Here is an 18,094-nt window from a genome sequence, read left to right as displayed (position 1 = left end):
TTTATACGCTCTAATTTCGTAGACTAAAGGAAAAAGGGGATGAGCATATGGGAGAAATTTGGTATGGCGGCACCATTTACACTATGCGAGAAGAGAATGAAAAAGTAGAAGCTATTTACGTTGAAAATGGCGTCATTGTTCATATAGGGAATAAAGAAGAGTTAGAAAGCCGATATTCAGAAGTGAAGTTATGTGACTTAAAAGGGAAAACGATGATTCCAGGGCTTGTTGATAGCCATATGCACCTTATTGGCCATGGGGAGAGGTTACTTCGTCTAGATCTATCAAATTGCAAATCTTATAGCGAAGTACTTACTCTTGTTCAGAAGCGCGTAGAAGAAGCGCCAAAAGGATCTTGGATTATCGGAGAAGGATGGAATGAAAATAATTTTACAGATACAAAACAAGTTCATGTACGTGATTTAGATGAAATCTCTAAAGAACATCCGATTTTATTAAAGCGCGTTTGTCGTCACGTGACATGGGTGAATTCATACATATTGCAAGAAGCGAACATAACAGAAGCGACGCAAGATCCAAAGGGCGGGAAAATTGGCCGTGATGCGTCAAATAATTTAACAGGACTTTTATATGAGCAAGGACAAGAGTTAATTAAACATGCTCAGCCTGAAATAGATGGAGTGTATTTGCAAAGTGCTCTGCAAACAGCGATTTCAGACTGCTGGCAATACGGACTCGTTGGCGGACATACGGAAGACTTAAATTATTATGGCGGCTTTCAAAAAACGTACAATGCGTTTTCACACGTTATAAAAGAAATGCGGTTTAAAGCGCATTTACTCGTTCACCATGAAGTAGCAAATGAACGAAAAGAATATGAAAATGAGCACTATATTGAATTTGGTGCGATGAAAATTTTTTCTGACGGCTCTTTTGGCGGAAGAACAGCTTTATTAAGTGAACCGTATGAAGATGCGAAGGAAACAAATGGAGTTGCCATTTTCTCACGTGAAGAGCTTGCAGGTTTAGTGAAAAAAGCACGAGATTTACATATGCCAGTTGCGATTCATACAATTGGTGATTTATCGCTTGAATATGTCATTGATGCGCTTGAATTACATCCACCAGCAGAAGGATTACGTGACCGTATTATTCATTGTCAGCTAGCTCGTGAAGAGTTGATTGAAAGAATGAAACAATTGCCAGCTATTATTGATATTCAACCAGTCTTTGTTTCATCGGATTTTCCATCAGTGATTGAAAAACTAGGAGACCAACGTCTTCGTTATGCGTATGCTTGGAAGACGTTACTGGACGCAGGATTACACTGTAATGGAGGCTCTGATGCTCCAATTGAACAAGTGAATCCGTTTTTAGGTATATATAGTGCTGTTACACGTAGAAGTTTTATTGATGGTGTATGCTATATGCCAGAGGAAAGATTAACGGTGTATGAGGCTGTTTCTTTATTTACAACAGGAAGTGCGTATGCAATTGGAAAAGAAGGAAAGCGAGGACAAATTAAAAAAGGATATGAAGCAGACTTTACGATATTAGACCGCAATATTTTTGAAGTTGAGGCGGAAGAAATAAAAGAAGTACAGGCAGAAATGACCGTCATTGATGGGAAGATTGTTTATAGAAAAGACGTCTAAAAATTTGAGGGAGCGGCTCCGAAAATACATTTTGGTGCTGCTTCCTCTTTTTAGATAGGTTGATGATGTCGGTAAATTGATATTTTGGATAAAATCGTTGATATAATTTCATATACTGTTGTCCTGTTCCAAAATGTTTTGTGAAACAGCGTCAAGTTGCATTTGATAAATAAAAAACCCTTGAATTATGGAAATCCCATAATTCGAGGGTTTTTTGATTACTATAAAAACGTTCTCTGTACTTTTTCCCAGAAGGAATTGTTTTTTAATTTAACAGTTTTAATTTGTTTATCGCTTAAACGAACAACGGCTTTTTCCACTTGTTTAATGCTAAGTGCTTCGTTATCCATTCCGATAACAGGATAATCATTTCCATCTGGTTTAAGTGTTAAAGTTAACGTACGCTCGTGATTTAAAAGGAACGGTGACCCGAGTGTACGGTATGTGTTGTTATTTAAAGATGCTAGTTCGCTTACTTGGAAACATGGGATAAGTGGATCGACAACTGCACCATGTAATGATTTATTGTAAGCGGTACTGCCTGTTGGTGTGGAGATAACTAATCCATCACCTCTAAATGTTTCAAAATGTAAATTATCGACGTGTACATCTACGACAAATGTTTTAATGATGCTAGAGCGTAATGAAAATTCATTTAAACAATGGAAAGATGTACCATGATCTACATCTACTTTAATTGTTGGATATTTTCGCACTTCAATTTCGTTTTTTGTAATTTCTTGAAGGGCTGTATCAACGTGATCGATGTGGAAATCACAGTAGAAAGAAATTTCATCTTTCGTAGAAATACCTGCGTATAAGCAATCTTCTCTAAAGCCAGTTTTACGAACGGCTTGTAAGAAAGTTCCATCATCTCCAACGCTGACGATAGCGTTTGCATTTTTTGGATGATCTAATATGGTAAATCCATTCTCCTCTAAAATACGATATACTGGTTTCATTTTTTCAACGAGCGTTACTTTGTCATCACCATAAAAGAAAAATAAATTGCGACGATTTGCCATTATGTATCCCTCCACTGCAGTTAAATTTTCTAGTCTTAGTGCTGCATATCATCAAAATGTATTCTGAATAATATGCTCAAATAGTATATTTCGATATAAAATGTCAAAACCCCTTTTTATTTTTAGAAAAATTTTTATATTCAATTTTATCAAAGGTTGTTTAATGATGAATAAACTTGTCGATAATGGGTATGGAGTGAAAGGATGGTAAGAATGAAATGGCTTGTAATTGGAATGATAATTCTTCTACTTTTTATTTTGCTTATACTATTATCGAAAATATCGCTTAAGGTGACGTTTTTATATTCAGAAATGGAAAAACAATGTTTATTTCAAGTGAAAATATGGATGATTCGATATACGTTTGATGTATTGGAAAGAATTGAAAAACAACAGAAAAAAACGGGGCAGAAAATCGAAAAAGCTGAGAAAGATGGCGGAATAGATAATAAAATTATGGCACAACTTGATAGCATTGGAGAACTGATAAAAAAGCTTCAAGAAGTTCATACTATTGTTAAAGATTTTCTCAAACGAGTGAAAATCAATAGTTGGAAGTGGCATTCACAAATTGGAGCAGGCGATGCGGCTAGTACTGGAATTGTCACTGGGTATGCATGGGGGACAAAAGGAATGGCTGCTGGAGTTGTAGGACAATATATGCATATTGTCGACGTACCAGAATTTGAAATTACCCCTGTTTTTCAAGGGAAAGGATTTGCATCAAGGTGTGAGTTAACAGCATCTTTTCGTATATTTCGTGCTATAAAAACGGGTATCAAATTACTCACGTTTATGAGAAGACAAAGATTTGGTACGAACGAAAAATCAGTTCAATCATAGGGGGGATATAAAGTGGACCATCCAATTCAAGGTTTAATGACAACTGCAATGCAGCATTTAAAACAAATGACTGATGTAAATACAATTGTTGGTGACCCAATTAAAGCGGCAGATGGAAGTGTAATTCTTACAGTTTCGAAAGTCAGTTTTGGATTTGCTGCTGGTGGAAGTGAATTTGGTAAAGTAGAACATTCAGGCCGTCATCCATTTGGCGGGGGAAGTGGTGGAGGAGTTTCTATTAATCCTGTTGCCTTTCTTGTTATAAATGGAGAAGGTGTGAAAGTATTACACTTAGATAAGCAAACACACGTCATCGATAAAATAATTGAATTAGCGCCACAAGCTGTTGATAAAGTGAAAGAAATGATGGATAAACGAAAAGAAGATGATCCTGAATTTCAAATTTAACGAATAAAGAAGCTGATCAATGGATTAGCTTCTTTATTTTTTTGTAAATAAAGCGATTTTATTTGCATTATTGATAGGGACAAACTATCATTTACATTGTACATATTTTGTTTAAAATAAGGGAGGATTTTTAAGTGGCAAACGTAACTTTTAAAGGTAACCCAATGACTTTAGTTGGAACAGAAGTTAAAGTTGGCGATCAAGCGCCAAAATTCCAAGTATTAGCAAATGACTTATCTCCAGTAAGTTTAGAAACATACAAAGGCGAAGTAAAATTAATTAGTGTTGTACCTTCAATTGACACAGGTGTGTGTGATGCACAAACACGTCGTTTTAACCAAGATGCAGCAGGTATTGAAAACGCGAAAGTATTAACAATTAGCGCTGATTTACCATTCGCTCAAAAACGCTGGTGTGCAGCAAACGGTTTAGAAAATGTTGTAACACTTTCTGATCACCGTGACCTTTCATTCGGTGAAGCTTACGGCTTAGTAATGAAAGAACTTCGTTTACTTGCTCGTGCAGTATTCGTAGTAGATAGCAATGACAAAGTAGTTTACGCAGAATACGTAGGCGAAGGTACAAGCCATCCAAACTATGAAGCAGCATTAGAAGCAGCTAAATCTGCGAAGTAATGTAAATGAAGACGACCTCTCATTAAAGTTTTACTTTAGAAGAGGTCGTCTTTTCTCATGTATTGTTAACTGAACCAATATATGAGAAAAGACGTTACATCATAAACAACTTGAAGGGGAGCTCTTTGCAAGAGGTCGCTTTTTCTTTTGGGAAAAATTTAGATTATGGTATGATATAAGTTATGTGTAAAAGAGAGAAGGAGGAATGTACGTGAGTCAGGCAGTAGAAACATTATTTTCTATTTTTGATTCTTCTACGGTAGTTTTACGTAAAGAATTAGATGTAACATATTTAGAGGCGCTTGTAGAAACAGGTGATAACTTGTTTGAAGGAGCGATTTTACAAGAGGAATTATCCGAATCAACAATTGAACGGTTGAATCGTGAATATAGTACGTTTAATGAAGAAACATATAAAGGGGAAGAAATTCGTAAAGCATTTCAGCTAGCCATTTTAAAAGGAATGAAAGAGGGCGTACAAGCGAATCACGAAATGACGCCAGATGCAGTTGGAATGTTCATGAGCTACTTATTCCATAAGTTTATGCAAGGTCAAAAAGAAATTACTGTTTTAGACCCTGCAATTGGAACTGGTAACTTAATGACTACATTGTTTAATAGCGCCAAAGAAGAACTAACAATGAGTGGATTTGGTGTAGAAGTGGATGAGGTGTTAATTAAACTTGCTTTAGTAAATGCAAATTTACAAAAGCATGCAATCGAATTCTTCCACCAAGATGGACTAGCACCACTTTATATTGATCCAGTTGATGCAGTCGTTTCAGATTTACCAATTGGTTATTATCCAAATGAAATTGTTGCAAGTGAATATACATTAAAAGCAAATGAAGGAATGTCATATGCACATCACTTATTTATTGAACAAAGTGTGAAACATACGAAAGAAGGCGGGTATTTATTCTTCTTAGTACCAAACTTCATTTTTGAAAGTGATCAAGCGCCAAAGCTACATGCATTCATTAAAGAGACATGTTTTATTCAAGGATTATTACAGCTTCCTGTTTCCATGTTTAAAAACGAGAAAAATGCAAAAAGTATATTTGTTCTCCAAAAGAAAGGCCAAGGTGTAACAATGCCGAAACAGGCACTACTAGTGGAATTACCTAAATTCTCTAACATGAAGGCTATGGAGAACATTATGGATCAATTGAATACTTGGTTTGCAACACATAAATAATACGATATATATGTAACAGGGTTAGTAATTAATGTAGTACAGTTTTATAGGATATGTAATGTTTTTTAATATATACAAGATTTAACTGAATTTTTTTGAAATCTGTAATATATTTTTTTTCTTGGTGTTACAATTTTTTCACTTGAAATATATGTCGGACGATGTTTAAATTAAAATCGTGAGTATAAAATTTACTAATGATGAAACGTTTTCATCATTAGTGAATTTAATTAGATAAAATCGAGCGGTTTGTGGAATGATCCACACAACTACCAAGAGAAAAAGGGGCGAAAGACTAGATGTCAAAAATCATCGCGATTAACGCAGGAAGCTCTTCGTTAAAGTTCCAATTATTTGAAATGCCAAGTGAAACAGTATTAACAAAAGGTTTAGTAGAACGTATCGGTTTAGAAGATAGTATCTTCACAATTACTGTAAATGGCGAAAAACAAAAAGAAATTACAAACATCCCAGATCATGCAGTAGCAGTTAACATGCTTCTTAAGAGATTAACTGAAAACGGAATCGTAAAATCTCTTGATGAGATTGGCGGTATCGGTCACCGTGTTGTACACGGCGGCGAAAAATTTGCTGATTCTGTTTTAATTGATGCTGAAGTATTAGCTGATATCGAAGAATTAAGCGATTTAGCACCACTTCACAACCCAGCAAACCTTGTTGGTATTAAAGCATTCCAAGAAGTACTACCAAACGTACCAGCAGTAGCAGTATTCGATACAGCATTCCACCAAACAATGCCGGAATCTGCATTCCTATACAGCTTACCATATGAGTACTATGAGAAATTTGGCATCCGTAAATACGGTTTCCACGGAACTTCTCATAAATATGTAACTGAGCGTGCGGCTGAATTATTAGGTCGTCCAATTGAAAGCTTAAGCCTACTTTCTTGTCACTTAGGTAACGGTGCAAGTATCGCAGCAGTAGAAGGCGGTAAGTCTATCGATACTTCTATGGGCTTCACTCCACTTGCTGGTGTAACAATGGGTACACGTTCTGGTAACATTGACCCTGCGTTAATTCCATACATCATGGAAAAAACAGGCCAAACTGTAGAAGAAGTAGTTAGCGTATTAAACAAGAAGAGTGGTATGTTAGGTCTTACTGGTTACTCTAGTGACCTACGTGACATCATTGCGAAAGAAGAAGAAGGCGACCACCGTGCGAAAGTAGCACTTGATGTATTCGTAAGCCGTATCCACAAATACATCGGTTCTTACACTGCTCGTATGAAAGGTGTAGACGCAATCATCTTCACAGCTGGTGTAGGTGAAAACAGTGCAATTATTCGTGAGCGCGTATTAGAGGGCCTTGAGTACATGGGCGTATACTTCGACGTAAAACGTAATAATGTATTCGGTGAAGAAGCATTCATCAGCTTCCCGCACTCTCCAGTAAAAATTATCGTAATTCCAACTGACGAAGAAGTTATGATCGCTCGTGACGTACTACGTCTTGGAGATATTGGTTAATATACTATATGAAAAGAAAGACGAGATCCTATAGGATTTCGTCTTTTTTCTTTTGGATATATTTCAAAATCCCATCCGGATATAGTAATTTTTCTTTTTGAATGAATGCAGTGAGGGAAATCCATTTTGCATATGACAGTGTTTGTTCATCTGGGATATTCAGTATTTCCATTTCATATAGTGACATGTCTAATAAGCGTAAAGAATATAGCTGAATGATTTCATGACCAATTTCTCCATCAAGATGAAAGATGTTTTCTAAGCAGCCTAAATAATTGGTGATTTCCACTTCTGTGTGAAGCTCTTCTTGAAATTCGCGAATAACAGTATGTGCTGATTTTTCACCAAGTTCAATTGATCCGCCAAGAGGTCGGTAATATGTTTCATCGCCTGTATGATATTCTTGTACGAGAAGGCGACCGTGATGTATAGCAATGCCAAAAGCTTTTGCACGTGGATACATATATAATCACTCCTTATTTATTTTGTATAAGGATGATTATAAGGCAGGGTTTGATAAAAGGTGACGTGTATTTAAGCGTTTGGCCGAATTGTGATGCCATTAAATAAGTCATTCCAAAATGCTTCATTGTACTGGTATATATCCATCACTGGGCATTTTATAACACAAATATTTTGTAATCCCCAATCTTCTTGGGCGATAGTTGGTACATCTTCAGGAATGAGTAATAGGACAGAGAATGTATGTTTAACTATTTGAGATAAAATTTGTTCCAAGGAACGTGCTTCTTCGTATGTTCCTCCCGTTCGAATAAACAATGTGGATTCTGCCGTTTCGATTGTAGTTAGAAAACGATTAATTCGATGCTCATAGTTTAACTTAATTTCTGTATAAGAAGGCCAGGATGTTGGTGTGTTTACATCTGTTTTAAAGTCGTGACAGGAGTCGATTTCATATAGGTTGTCACGGAGTCTTAATTTCGCATCATCATCCCAAAATGAGATGAAGGATAAGTTTTCGAACTGTAAAAAACGGTCAAATCGATTTTGTAATAATAAATTCACTTTTTCTAATGAAGGGCTTAGCATAAAATCGATAACACCAAAAAATGGTGATAATTCGAATTGATATAAAGCCCAAGCAGGCCAGCAGTTTTGTCCTAAACTGAATACTGCATTATATTCTTTTTTTATATTGGATAGATTCATGTGATTCATCTCATCCTTTTTGCTAATATTTTATGTCACTAAAAAATGGTATGTGAATAAAGATAGACAAGCATATTTGCAAAGAAGAAGCAGAAATATGTTACAATAGAAAAAAATCGAACGAGGTGGTTGTTACGATGCGATCGAAGCGAGAACAAGCCATTTTAGACAATATAAAAGAGTGGGAAGGGCAATTAGTAGAGCAAGAAGCGACCGATTTTCAAAAGATGTTTGATAAGTGGTTGCATACGACAATTGCGAAACTGCCTGAGAAAAAACGAAAAGACTTTTTTACGAAAGCAGATGGATGGCTCTTTCATTTGCATGCGCTTATTCAAAGTTCACAATCACAGCTAGATGCACGTAATCGTATTTTAGGAACATCGAGATTATTTGATGAATCAATTGAGCAACTTGAAGATTTGAAGGCGTTATCTATTGATCAATTAACATACATAGCAGAGCAGCAAACAGCACGTCATCGTCTATATTCATTCGTACAAGGCGGAGCAACTGGTGCTGGTGGTTTATTATTATTAACGGCTGATTTTCCGGTTATGATTGCGTTAAATGTGAAGGCTGTCCAACTTGTTGCGACATCATTTGGGCATGATGTGAACAAGCCGTATGAAATGATGCTTGCGTTAAAGGTATTCCATGCAGCATTATTGCCGGCGAGACTTCAGCAATATGCATGGTACAATTTACTGAGAGAACTCGAACAAGAGGATTCATTCTTCTATGAAGGAGACGAAGCAGTGTTAAAGCCAGCTTCTACTGAGGTTGTGTTAAAACAAATTTTGAAGACGTTTTCGATTTATGCTCTTCGTCGTAAAGTATTCCAAGGCATTCCTGTACTCGGAATGGCGATTGGCTCTACAGTGAACTATCGCTTAACGAGGAATGTTACTGAATTTGCAAATAAGTTTTATCAAGTACGCTACATATTAGAAAAAGAAAAGAGAGCATGAAAAAAGCGAGAGGCCGAAGCCTTTCGCTTTTTAGTTTGTCGCATGTTTTTTGGATATTGGAATAGAAACGGGTTGCTTTGCTGCTTTCTTTTCTGTTTTTGGATAGTAAATTAAATCCAATGTTTTTGCCTGTACGGCAATCGAAAGAATGGTAAAAGCAATTTCAGTCCAATTTAAATAATATAATGAAAGCGCAAGAACAATCGCGTCAAAGACGAAGAAAATTTGCCCAATTGTAAACCGAGTTCGTTTACTTAATATAATTGTTAAAATATCGTCTCCACCGGTTGCACCGCCAAATCGCAATATAAAACCGAGTCCAATACCAGCTAACGCACCGCCAACTACTGCAGCTACAAATAAATTATTTGATAAATCTACCGTAAAAGGAGAATAATTTTCCATAAGGGAATAAAATACTCCGAATGAAAGTGAACCTAAGAATGAATAGCCAACCATTTTTCTACCTAAAAATGAAGCACATAGTAAAATAATAGGGATATCCATTACTACAGTTGAAATAGATGGTGAAATATCATAAAAATTTTGGATAAATAGTGCAATACCTACAAAGCCACCTTCTGTTAAGTGGTTTTGGAAGTGAATGTGATATAGCGCTGCTGCTAATATAAATGAACCGATTAAAACCATAAAAACTTCTTTAATAATTTGTCGACTTTGGATGTTCCTCATCGTTATTCCTTCTTTCCGTAGTTAGTAGTCCTTTTGGTGTTGTAAACTAACTACGAGCTCACATGTAGCTTTCAGTTAGTTTACGAAAAAAACTAACTACGCTATATGTCGCTGAAGAAATAACGAATAATCCTCTCGTCCATCAATTCTCCCTACCTTCGTTTTAGTTTAAGTCTTAAAGCGACTAAACAAAACGGGGAGTAGGATTCTTCATTTAGCAATCCTGCTCTTCTTTGTTTTGTTTAGCTAGTAACAATTAAGTCCCAAACAAAACGCTATGTGTAAGAAGAGTCTTTTTTTTGCCAAATTATCCTTCGGGCAATCATAATTTCCCCACTCTCGTATTTTTTTCGCTAGACTAAAGTATCTGAGCTGAAAAATACGCTACGTGTATGATTCGTCAATACGATGCCACATGCTCCTTCGAGCGATCATGATATCAAAATCCCTTCCTTCAAGATTTATATTATTATATCATACTTTCAAAAAATACATGCGGATGGAAACCGACAATAACCGGAGAGAATCTACAAAAAATGTTATGTTTAAATATTTTTGTAGAAAAGCCTAAGTTATTTCGTAGAACTGGACAACTTTTAGAAGTTTGTCCAATAAGTAAGAAAAGAAGGGTTTTTATTCAATTGTATTGTTCTCATCACTTTTATCTTTAAAAAATGCATCCCAGCTAATGATACTTAAAAAAGTTAAAGCGATAATAATGAAAGCTCGCATAAGTTTGAGACCTCCTTTTGTACATAGTATATGAATAATTTGTTTCGGAATGTGTCATTTTTTTACAAGCTCTAACTATTATGAGAGTATATTAATATAGATAGATGAGGGGGAGAATGGAGATATGCTAAAAGACATGTTTAAAAGAAAAGAATTAAAATGTGTTTCATGTCAGAAAAAGATTCAATATGAAGAAGAGCTAGTTGCTTTTGTAAAGTTGCCAAAAGAAAGAAGTATATTAGTTGGTCCGTTTGATGTGTGTTTGGCGAAAACAGCACAAGAAATATATTGTAAATCGTGTTACGACAAAAAAGCATGACCCGAATTAATTGAGGGGCATGCTTTTTTCATTGGTGTGCTTTTCCCTCAGATACGTTTTGGGTTAGACGATACCAAAGCCAAAGATCGTTAATAATTGAAGCAAGATCGGCAATTTCTGAATTTAGCCTGCAAGAAATTTCGAAGTCTTCTTCGTTATTTAAGTGGTGTTGTTTAGCGTTAATATGGTGCTCAAGTTCCTTTATGCGATCAGGTATTTTTCCGCGAACTTGCTCCCATTTTAATAAAATAGAATGCTGCGCTTGTTCAGAGATGTCTTCCCATTTTTTTTGTATGTTCGGTACTTCAATTCCTAGATGTTCATTGTATATAAAATACTTTTTCATAGACACCCCTCCATTTTCCTTCCTCTATTTTACATAAAAAAAGAAAGAAGTTCGACGAAATTGTTTGAAAAAATTTTATAAATTCCCCTTGATTCATTTTATGAAAGGTGATAAAGTTTGGATTATTATAAGAAAAGATGAATATTTATTCTTTAGGGGGATGCAAAATGGAGAAGAAAAAAGTTGTATTAGCATATTCCGGAGGTCTTGATACTTCCGTTGCAATTAAATGGTTACAAGAGAAGAATTATGATATTATCGCGCTTTGCTTAGATTTAGGGGAAGGTAAAGACTTAGCGTTTGTAAAAGAAAAAGCACTTTCAGTAGGTGCAATTAAATCATATATGATTGATGTTCAAGAAGAATATGCGAATGAATATGCATTGATAGCGATGCAAGCTCACACGTTATACGAAGGGAAATATCCTCTTGTCTCTGCATTATCTCGTCCGCTTATTGCAAAAAAATTAGTAGAAATTGCAGAGCAGGAAGGCGCAAGTGCAGTTGCACATGGATGTACAGGGAAAGGGAATGACCAAGTTCGTTTTGAAGTTTCTATTCAAGCGTTGAATCCATATTTAGAAGTTATTGCGCCTGTACGTGAATGGAAATGGTCACGTGAAGAAGAAATTGCATATGCAAAAGAAAATGATATACCGATTCCAATTAATTTAGATAGCCCGTTTTCAATCGATCAAAACTTATGGGGACGCAGCAACGAATGTGGAATTTTAGAAGATCCATGGGCAGCGCCGCCAGAAGAAGCATACGAGATGACATTAGCATTAGAAGATACACCGAATAAACCAGAGTTTGTAGAAATCGGATTTGAAGCAGGAGTACCGACGACTTTAAACGGCACTGCATATTCACTTTCAGAACTAATTAAAACGTTAAATGCACTTGCTGGCAAACATGGCGTTGGACGTATCGACCATGTAGAAAATCGCCTTGTCGGTATTAAATCTCGTGAAGTATATGAATGCCCAGCAGCAATGACATTAATAACAGCGCATAAAGAACTTGAAGATTTAACACTTGTGAAAGAGGTTGCTCATTTCAAACCGATGATTGAGCAAAAACTAACAGAATTAATTTATAACGGTTTATGGTTCTCACCTTTAAAACAAGCGCTCAATGCTTTCTTACAAGAAACGCAAAAAAATGTAACAGGTACAGTGCGTGTGAAATTATTTAAAGGTCATGCGATTGTAGAAGGGCGTAAATCTGAGTATTCTTTATACGATGAAAAATTAGCAACGTATACTGCCCAGGATGAATTTAATCATGATGCAGCAGTTGGATTCATTTCATTATTCGGTTTACCTACGAAAGTATACAGTCAAGTGAATCAAAAGAAGGTGGAAGCGTGAGCAAACTTTGGGGCGGACGTTTTACAGAAGAAGCGGAAGCGTGGGTAGAAGAATTCGGAGCTTCTATTTCCTTTGATAAGCAATTGGTTAGCCAAGATATAAAAGGGAGTATCGCACACGTAACGATGCTAGCAAAGCAAGGCATCGTTACGAAAGAAGAAGCTGAGAAAATAAAGATAGGGCTTCAATATTTACTAGAGGAAGCGAAACAAAATAAATTGAATTTCTCAGTCGAGGCTGAGGACATTCATTTAAATATTGAAAAAATGTTAATTGAAAGAATCGGTGAAGTAGGAGGGAAACTTCATACAGGCCGAAGCCGTAACGATCAAGTAGCGACAGATATGCATTTGTATTTAAAAGAAAAAGTAGAAGATATTATAAAAGCTACAAAACAATTGCAAACTGTTCTTGTTCATCAAGCGGAAAATAACATTGAAACAATTATGCCCGGCTATACGCACTTGCAACGTGCACAGCCGATTTCATTTGCGCATCATATTCTTGCTTACTTTTGGATGTTAGAGCGCGATGTGAATCGTTATGAAGATTCGTTAAAGCGTATTAACATTTCACCATTAGGAGCAGGAGCACTAGCTGGTACAACATTCCCGATTGACCGAGAATATAGTGCGGAGCTTCTTGGATTTAATGGAATCTATGAAAATAGTTTAGATGCGGTAAGTGATCGTGATTTCATACTGGAGTTTTTAAGTAACTCATCTATGCTTATGATGCACTTATCACGCTTTTGCGAAGAACTTATTTTATGGAGTAGTCAAGAATTTCAATTTATTGAAATGAGCGATCAATACGCAACTGGAAGCAGTATTATGCCGCAGAAGAAAAATCCGGATATGGCGGAACTTATTCGTGGTAAAACGGGCAGAGTATACGGTAATTTATTCAGTTTACTTACAGTTATGAAAGGATTGCCGCTCGCTTACAATAAAGACTTACAAGAAGATAAAGAAGGAATGTTTGATACAGTGAAAACAGTTGAAGGATGCCTTCATATTATGGCAGGCATGCTTGAAACGATAACTGTAAACAAAGAAAAAATGGGGCAAGCTGTGACGCAAGACTTCTCTAACGCAACAGAAATTGCCGACTATTTAGCAAGCAAGGGAATGCCGTTCCGTCAAGCTCATGAAATTGTCGGGAAACTAGTTCTTCATTGTACGCAAAAAGGAATCTATTTATTAGATGTACCACTTGAAACGTATAAAGAAATGAGTCCGTTATTTGAAGAAGATTTATATGAAGTTCTTTCACCTTATGCAGCTGTAAAGCGTCGTAACAGTGCTGGTGGGACAGGATTTGAGCAAATTGAAAAAGCTTTGGAGAAAGCGAAGGGGTTAGCAATAGAATTTGTTGGAAGTTAAATGATATATGATATAGAAGGTAAGGTGCTTTTTTAGAAAGTACCTTACCTTTTTGTATGGATTTAATTAAGCCTAGAACAATATGTTCTAGGCTTAAAGCTTCATTGATTAATCATACTTGTGTCGATCTTCCGTAATCCGAATGTATTCAATATCCATTAAATCTCGAAGCAATGCACCGTGACTTAGTTCAACACCATGTTTTTCTTTAAAATGCTCGCGAATCGTATTTAACATTTCGAGTTCTGTACCGTTCACATCTAAAATAATACGTTCATAATCATCCATGTAGCATCCTCCTTTTCTAAACACATATATTTTGTCCGTCTATTTCTAAAAAATGTATGTTAACCTAATGTTAGGAAATGAGAAAGGAATGGAAGATGAGACGTATTTATTTTGTAGGGTTAATTTTGTACACGCTAATTGTATTACACGTTGCATTCCCAGAAGTATTTTCATTTGAGAATGTAACAACAATGCATATAGCAATCTTTATCTTTACTTTATTTGTAGTAGATTGCTGTATTTCTGTATGGCTTTCTAGAAAAAAGAAAGTACAAGAAGTAAAAGATAAAAAAGAAATAGAACGGAAAAAGAGAAAACGTTCATTTTGGATGACAACGTATTGTTTTTCTTTAGTGATTGCTGCTGCATTTTTTAGCGAGCATATTCCACTAGAAAGATTGGATATTGAATTTTGGGCAATCGTATTTGCATGTTATTTTTTCATGCACTTTCTTCCTTATATGAAAGAAAGGCGAGGAGAAGAGGAAGATCCGATTGAAGAAGAAGTGAGAGAACAAGAGAGTAAGAGAATAGAAGAAGACATAAAGAAACTTGGCGAACAAAAGTGGTATTTAAAATCAAAAATTATATATGCTCTTTGCTTCATTACGCCGCCAATCGGTTATGTGTATGTTTTCTTACTTCGTAAAAAAATGACAGAAGATGCAAAGCAAACGTACTTAACTGTTGCCACGATAATGATGGCGCTATGGTTTTTGAAATTTCTTCCGCCGTATGTGTTGGCAGGTACCGTTGTTGTTGTAGCTTGTCTTGTATTTATAGTGAAGTTTGTGAAATGAAAAACACCAAGCCTATGTGGACTTGGTGTTTTAATTATAAATTAAAGATCACCTTGCTCCTCATCACCACGAACAACAAGGACATCGCATTTCGCATAGCGAATAATATGTTCAGAGACGCTACCAATTAGGAAACGTTCTACAGCATTTAAACCAGTTGCACCACACATAATTAAATCCACTTTATGGTTTGGAGCGATTTCTTTTGAAATTTTAGATTTAGGATTACCAAATTCTAATACAGTTTCCACTTTTTCAAGACCAGCTTCAAGCGCAGTTTTTTTGTAGTCTTCTAATAAGTCTTCTGCAAATAGATTTGCACGTTCAGCAATTGCGCGGCTATAAGCCTCTACTGCTGAGTATGCTTTTACATCAACGATATGAGCAATTGTTAATGTTGCATTGTTTCGTTTTGCAACTTGAATTGCTTTTTTAAAGGCTTTTTCTGCTTCTTTAGAACCGTCCACCGCAATTAAAATATTTGTATATGTATTATTCATAGTAAATTCCTCCCAATCATTTTTATTACCGTTTACAACTTTATTATAAAACAAATTTTGGTAATGTGCTTGTTGGAAACGTTACAGAATTTTGAAAACTTTGCCTTGATTCATTTTAGTTGTAATTGAAGCGAGAACTTGTTACATATGGAGTATAGCAATTTAAAAGGAGGCATGTTTGTGAGACACGCGCTCATTACAGCCGGTACGAAAGGTTTAGGAAAGCAAGTAACAGAAAAGTTATTGGATAAAGGATATTCAGTAACAGTAACATATCATAGCGATACAAGTGCTATGGAAACAATGAAAGAAACATATAAAAATATGGAAGAACGTCTACAGTTCGTGCAAGCTGATGTCACGAAAAAGGAAGATTTACATAAAATAGTAGAAGAAGCGATGAGCCGTTTTGGCAAAATTGACTTCTTAATTAATAATGCTGGTCCTTACGTATTTGAAAGGAAAAAATTAGTCGATTACGAAGAAGACGAATGGAATGAAATGATCCAGGGTAATTTAACAGCGGTGTTTCATTTATTAAAACTTGTCGTACCGATTATGAGAAACCAGCAATTTGGCCGTATTATTAACTATGGATTTCAAGGGGCAGATAGCGCGCCTGGATGGATTTATCGTTCAGCCTTTGCAGCTGCGAAAGTCGGACTTGTTTCTTTAACGAAAACAGTCGCATACGAAGAAGCTGAATACGGTATTACTGCGAATATGGTATGTCCTGGTGATATAATTGGTGAAATGAAAGAGGCAACGATTGAAGAAGCACGAAATCTGAAAGGTAGTAACACACCAATTGGTAGATCTGGAACAGGGGAAGATATCGCAAGAACCATTTCGTTTTTATGTGAGGACGATTCTGATATGATTACTGGCACGATTATTGAAGTAACAGGCGCTGTTGATGTTATTCATAGACATCGATAGAATTAAATAAAGTGAAGTTTCGAATAATTGGACAGTTTATCCTTTATACTGAGAGGTACGGATAATACTGTCCTTTCATGTAAGATTAAATCTATCGGAAAACTTGTATTATTTTTTTGTCAAATATTGAGATATTATGTTAGAATATAAGAGTATAGAAAGCGCTTTAAAAAATGATTCAGGGGTCATTTCATAACTCAAGGGGGAACTAATAATGCGTATCGGTATTCCAACAGAAATTAAAAACAATGAAAACCGCGTGGCAATGACGCCAGCGGGAGCTGTACATTTAGTACAAAATGGTCATGAAGTTTTTGTTCAAAAAGGATCAGGTGTAGGATCAGGCTTTACAGATGAAGAATACGTACAAGCTGGTGCGAAACTTGTTGAAACTGCTGAAGAAGCATGGAATCAAGATATGGTTATGAAGGTAAAAGAGCCAGTTGAAAGTGAATACGGTTATTTCCGCGAAGGTTTAATTTTATTCACATACTTACACTTAGCTCCAGAGCCAGAATTAACGAAAGCATTAATTGATAACAAAGTGGTATCAATTGCATACGAAACAGTACAATTAGACAATCGTTCTCTACCATTACTTGCACCTATGAGTGAAGTAGCTGGTCGTATGTCTGCGCAAATCGGTGCACAGTTCCTTGAGAAAAACAAAGGTGGTAAAGGTATTTTACTTGCAGGTGTTCCAGGGGTGAAACGCGGTAAAGTAACAATTATCGGCGGTGGTCAAGCTGGTACAAACGCAGCGAAAATTGCAGTAGGTTTAGGTGCAGATGTAACAATCATCGACTTAAGTGCAGAACGTCTTCGTCAATTAGATGACATTTTCGGAAACCAAGTGAAAACGTTAATGTCTAACCCGTATAACATTGCAGAAGCTGTAAGAGAATCTGACCTTGTAATCGGTGCAGTATTAATCCCAGGTGCAAAAGCGCCAAAACTTGTAACAGAAGAAATGATTCAATCAATGGAACCAGGTTCTGTCGTTGTAGATATCGCGATTGACCAAGGTGGTATTTTCGAAACAACTGACCGTATTACAACTCACGACAACCCAACTTATGAAAAACACGGCGTTGTTCACTATGCAGTTGCAAACATGCCAGGTGCGGTTCCACGTACATCAACTCTTGCATTAACAAACGTAACAGTACCATATGCAGTACAAATTGCTAACAAAGGCTACAAAGAAGCTTGCCTAGGCAACACTGCATTATTAAAAGGTATTAACACATTAGATGGCTACGTAACATTCGAAGCAGTTGCAGAAGCGCACAGCTTACAATACGCTGATGCGAAAGAGCTTCTTGAAAAAGCTCCTGCTTTATCATAATAGAAATACATG

20 protein-coding genes are annotated in these 18,094 nt (G+C 36.1%); 13 read left to right on the top strand and 7 right to left on the bottom strand.

What is annotated here, in order from left to right:
- The first annotated feature begins 47 nt into the window (after positions 1–47).
- A complete protein-coding gene (locus NSS97_RS23515) occupies positions 48–1,616 on the top strand; it encodes an amidohydrolase (protein ID WP_341114140.1) in 1,569 nt (522 codons plus the stop codon).
- A gap of 221 nt (positions 1,617–1,837) precedes the next feature.
- Here NSS97_RS23515 and NSS97_RS23510 read toward each other — a convergent pair whose 3' ends face one another.
- The gene (locus NSS97_RS23510) at positions 1,838–2,641 is read right to left on the bottom strand and encodes an NAD kinase (RefSeq protein WP_016120893.1); all 804 of its coding nucleotides are present in this window, start codon (positions 2,639–2,641) and stop codon (positions 1,838–1,840) included.
- Positions 2,642–2,845: 204 nt separating this feature from the next.
- On the opposite strand from NSS97_RS23510, the gene NSS97_RS23505 reads away from it, so the two are divergent.
- The 5 genes from NSS97_RS23505 to ackA all read left to right on the top strand — a co-directional run bounded on the left by NSS97_RS23505 (position 2,846) and on the right by ackA (position 7,218).
- Positions 2,846–3,484 carry a DUF2953 domain-containing protein gene (locus NSS97_RS23505; RefSeq protein ID WP_341114138.1) on the top strand — a complete coding sequence of 213 codons (639 nt, stop codon included), beginning with the start codon at positions 2,846–2,848 and terminating at the stop codon, positions 3,482–3,484.
- A gap of 12 nt (positions 3,485–3,496) precedes the next feature.
- Positions 3,497–3,892 carry a GerW family sporulation protein gene (ytfJ, locus tag NSS97_RS23500; protein WP_000350005.1) on the top strand — a complete coding sequence of 132 codons (396 nt, stop codon included), beginning with the start codon at positions 3,497–3,499 and terminating at the stop codon, positions 3,890–3,892.
- Between the two features lie 134 nt (positions 3,893–4,026).
- Entirely contained in the window at positions 4,027–4,527 is a 501-nt protein-coding gene (gene tpx, locus NSS97_RS23495) for a thiol peroxidase (protein WP_107887372.1), read from the top strand.
- A 211-nt stretch (positions 4,528–4,738) separates the two neighbouring features.
- Positions 4,739–5,725, top strand: coding sequence for a class I SAM-dependent methyltransferase (locus tag NSS97_RS23490; protein WP_002015548.1), 987 nt, complete (start codon positions 4,739–4,741; stop codon positions 5,723–5,725).
- Between the two features lie 299 nt (positions 5,726–6,024).
- Positions 6,025–7,218 (top strand): acetate kinase, encoded by a 1,194-nt coding sequence (gene ackA, locus NSS97_RS23485; protein WP_341114137.1) that lies wholly within the window; start codon positions 6,025–6,027, stop codon positions 7,216–7,218.
- 28 nt (positions 7,219–7,246) lie between these two features.
- Here the strand turns inward: ackA and NSS97_RS23480 are convergent, their stop codons facing one another.
- Both NSS97_RS23480 and NSS97_RS23475 read right to left on the bottom strand, forming a co-directional pair.
- A complete protein-coding gene (locus tag NSS97_RS23480; RefSeq protein ID WP_002088982.1) occupies positions 7,247–7,681 on the bottom strand; it encodes an NUDIX hydrolase in 435 nt (144 codons plus the stop codon).
- A gap of 71 nt (positions 7,682–7,752) precedes the next feature.
- Positions 7,753–8,388, bottom strand: a complete 636-nt coding sequence (locus NSS97_RS23475; protein ID WP_002129398.1) for a DUF1796 family putative cysteine peptidase — start codon at positions 8,386–8,388, stop codon at positions 7,753–7,755.
- 137 nt (positions 8,389–8,525) lie between these two features.
- Here NSS97_RS23475 and NSS97_RS23470 point away from each other — a divergent pair, with 137 nt between their 5' ends.
- Positions 8,526–9,359: an EcsC family protein gene (locus NSS97_RS23470; protein WP_002129397.1), complete on the top strand. Its 834-nt coding sequence runs from the start codon at positions 8,526–8,528 to the stop codon at positions 9,357–9,359.
- A gap of 30 nt (positions 9,360–9,389) precedes the next feature.
- Here NSS97_RS23470 and NSS97_RS23465 read toward each other — a convergent pair whose 3' ends face one another.
- Positions 9,390–10,052, bottom strand: coding sequence for a YitT family protein (locus NSS97_RS23465; RefSeq protein WP_002015542.1), 663 nt, complete (start codon positions 10,050–10,052; stop codon positions 9,390–9,392).
- Between the two features lie 856 nt (positions 10,053–10,908).
- Between NSS97_RS23465 and NSS97_RS23460 the strand changes: the two genes are divergently transcribed.
- On the top strand, positions 10,909–11,103 hold the full coding sequence (locus NSS97_RS23460) for a hypothetical protein (RefSeq protein ID WP_002067549.1): 195 nt from the start codon (positions 10,909–10,911) through the stop codon (positions 11,101–11,103).
- A 28-nt stretch (positions 11,104–11,131) separates the two neighbouring features.
- Here NSS97_RS23460 and NSS97_RS23455 read toward each other — a convergent pair whose 3' ends face one another.
- On the bottom strand, positions 11,132–11,449 hold the full coding sequence (locus NSS97_RS23455) for a hypothetical protein (protein ID WP_002034320.1): 318 nt from the start codon (positions 11,447–11,449) through the stop codon (positions 11,132–11,134).
- A 167-nt stretch (positions 11,450–11,616) separates the two neighbouring features.
- Between NSS97_RS23455 and NSS97_RS23450 the strand changes: the two genes are divergently transcribed.
- Complete coding sequence (locus NSS97_RS23450) at positions 11,617–12,822, top strand: argininosuccinate synthase (protein ID WP_002129394.1); 1,206 nt, start codon at positions 11,617–11,619, stop codon at positions 12,820–12,822.
- Positions 12,819–14,207, top strand: coding sequence for an argininosuccinate lyase (gene argH / locus NSS97_RS23445; RefSeq protein WP_044442207.1), 1,389 nt, complete (start codon positions 12,819–12,821; stop codon positions 14,205–14,207). The genes NSS97_RS23450 and argH overlap by 4 nt, the downstream gene beginning before the upstream one ends.
- 108 nt (positions 14,208–14,315) lie before the next feature.
- Here argH and NSS97_RS23440 read toward each other — a convergent pair whose 3' ends face one another.
- Positions 14,316–14,495 carry a hypothetical protein gene (locus tag NSS97_RS23440; RefSeq protein ID WP_002034316.1) on the bottom strand — a complete coding sequence of 60 codons (180 nt, stop codon included), beginning with the start codon at positions 14,493–14,495 and terminating at the stop codon, positions 14,316–14,318.
- Positions 14,496–14,590: 95 nt separating this feature from the next.
- Between NSS97_RS23440 and NSS97_RS23435 the strand changes: the two genes are divergently transcribed.
- A complete protein-coding gene (locus NSS97_RS23435; RefSeq protein WP_044442209.1) occupies positions 14,591–15,295 on the top strand; it encodes a hypothetical protein in 705 nt (234 codons plus the stop codon).
- Between the two features lie 41 nt (positions 15,296–15,336).
- Here the strand turns inward: NSS97_RS23435 and NSS97_RS23430 are convergent, their stop codons facing one another.
- Positions 15,337–15,795: a universal stress protein gene (locus tag NSS97_RS23430; protein ID WP_001066676.1), complete on the bottom strand. Its 459-nt coding sequence runs from the start codon at positions 15,793–15,795 to the stop codon at positions 15,337–15,339.
- A gap of 147 nt (positions 15,796–15,942) precedes the next feature.
- Between NSS97_RS23430 and NSS97_RS23425 the strand changes: the two genes are divergently transcribed.
- Positions 15,943–16,734: an SDR family oxidoreductase gene (locus NSS97_RS23425; RefSeq protein WP_002015530.1), complete on the top strand. Its 792-nt coding sequence runs from the start codon at positions 15,943–15,945 to the stop codon at positions 16,732–16,734.
- Between the two features lie 214 nt (positions 16,735–16,948).
- Positions 16,949–18,082: an alanine dehydrogenase gene (gene ald, locus NSS97_RS23420; RefSeq protein WP_002015529.1), complete on the top strand. Its 1,134-nt coding sequence runs from the start codon at positions 16,949–16,951 to the stop codon at positions 18,080–18,082.
- The last annotated feature ends 12 nt before the right edge of the window (positions 18,083–18,094 follow it).

This window comes from Bacillus sp. FSL R12-0074 (assembly GCF_038005725.1).
GTDB classification, from domain to species: Bacteria; Bacillota; Bacilli; order Bacillales; family Bacillaceae_G; genus Bacillus_A; species Bacillus_A mycoides.
The sequence above is the reverse complement of the archived record's forward strand: the minus strand, read 5'-3'. Positions and strand labels throughout refer to the sequence as shown.

Excerpts from the sequence above, each read along its gene's own strand:
- NSS97_RS23460 (WP_002067549.1), top strand. The coding sequence starts at position 10,909 with ATGCTAAAAGACATGTTTAAAAGAAAAGAATTAAAATGTGTTTCATGT.
- NSS97_RS23480 (WP_002088982.1), bottom strand. The coding sequence starts at position 7,681 with ATGTATCCACGTGCAAAAGCTTTTGGCATTGCTATACATCACGGTCGC.
- NSS97_RS23450 (WP_002129394.1), top strand. The coding sequence starts at position 11,617 with ATGGAGAAGAAAAAAGTTGTATTAGCATATTCCGGAGGTCTTGATACT.
- ald (WP_002015529.1), top strand. The coding sequence starts at position 16,949 with ATGCGTATCGGTATTCCAACAGAAATTAAAAACAATGAAAACCGCGTG.
- NSS97_RS23515 (WP_341114140.1), top strand. The coding sequence starts at position 48 with ATGGGAGAAATTTGGTATGGCGGCACCATTTACACTATGCGAGAAGAG.
- NSS97_RS23470 (WP_002129397.1), top strand. The coding sequence starts at position 8,526 with ATGCGATCGAAGCGAGAACAAGCCATTTTAGACAATATAAAAGAGTGG.
- NSS97_RS23435 (WP_044442209.1), top strand. The coding sequence starts at position 14,591 with ATGAGACGTATTTATTTTGTAGGGTTAATTTTGTACACGCTAATTGTA.
- NSS97_RS23455 (WP_002034320.1), bottom strand. The coding sequence starts at position 11,449 with ATGAAAAAGTATTTTATATACAATGAACATCTAGGAATTGAAGTACCG.
- ackA (WP_341114137.1), top strand. The coding sequence starts at position 6,025 with ATGTCAAAAATCATCGCGATTAACGCAGGAAGCTCTTCGTTAAAGTTC.
- NSS97_RS23465 (WP_002015542.1), bottom strand. The coding sequence starts at position 10,052 with ATGAGGAACATCCAAAGTCGACAAATTATTAAAGAAGTTTTTATGGTT.
- NSS97_RS23440 (WP_002034316.1), bottom strand. The coding sequence starts at position 14,495 with ATGGATGATTATGAACGTATTATTTTAGATGTGAACGGTACAGAACTC.
- NSS97_RS23475 (WP_002129398.1), bottom strand. The coding sequence starts at position 8,388 with ATGAATCTATCCAATATAAAAAAAGAATATAATGCAGTATTCAGTTTA.
- NSS97_RS23430 (WP_001066676.1), bottom strand. The coding sequence starts at position 15,795 with ATGAATAATACATATACAAATATTTTAATTGCGGTGGACGGTTCTAAA.
- NSS97_RS23510 (WP_016120893.1), bottom strand. The coding sequence starts at position 2,641 with ATGGCAAATCGTCGCAATTTATTTTTCTTTTATGGTGATGACAAAGTA.
- NSS97_RS23425 (WP_002015530.1), top strand. The coding sequence starts at position 15,943 with ATGGAGTATAGCAATTTAAAAGGAGGCATGTTTGTGAGACACGCGCTC.
- NSS97_RS23505 (WP_341114138.1), top strand. The coding sequence starts at position 2,846 with ATGGTAAGAATGAAATGGCTTGTAATTGGAATGATAATTCTTCTACTT.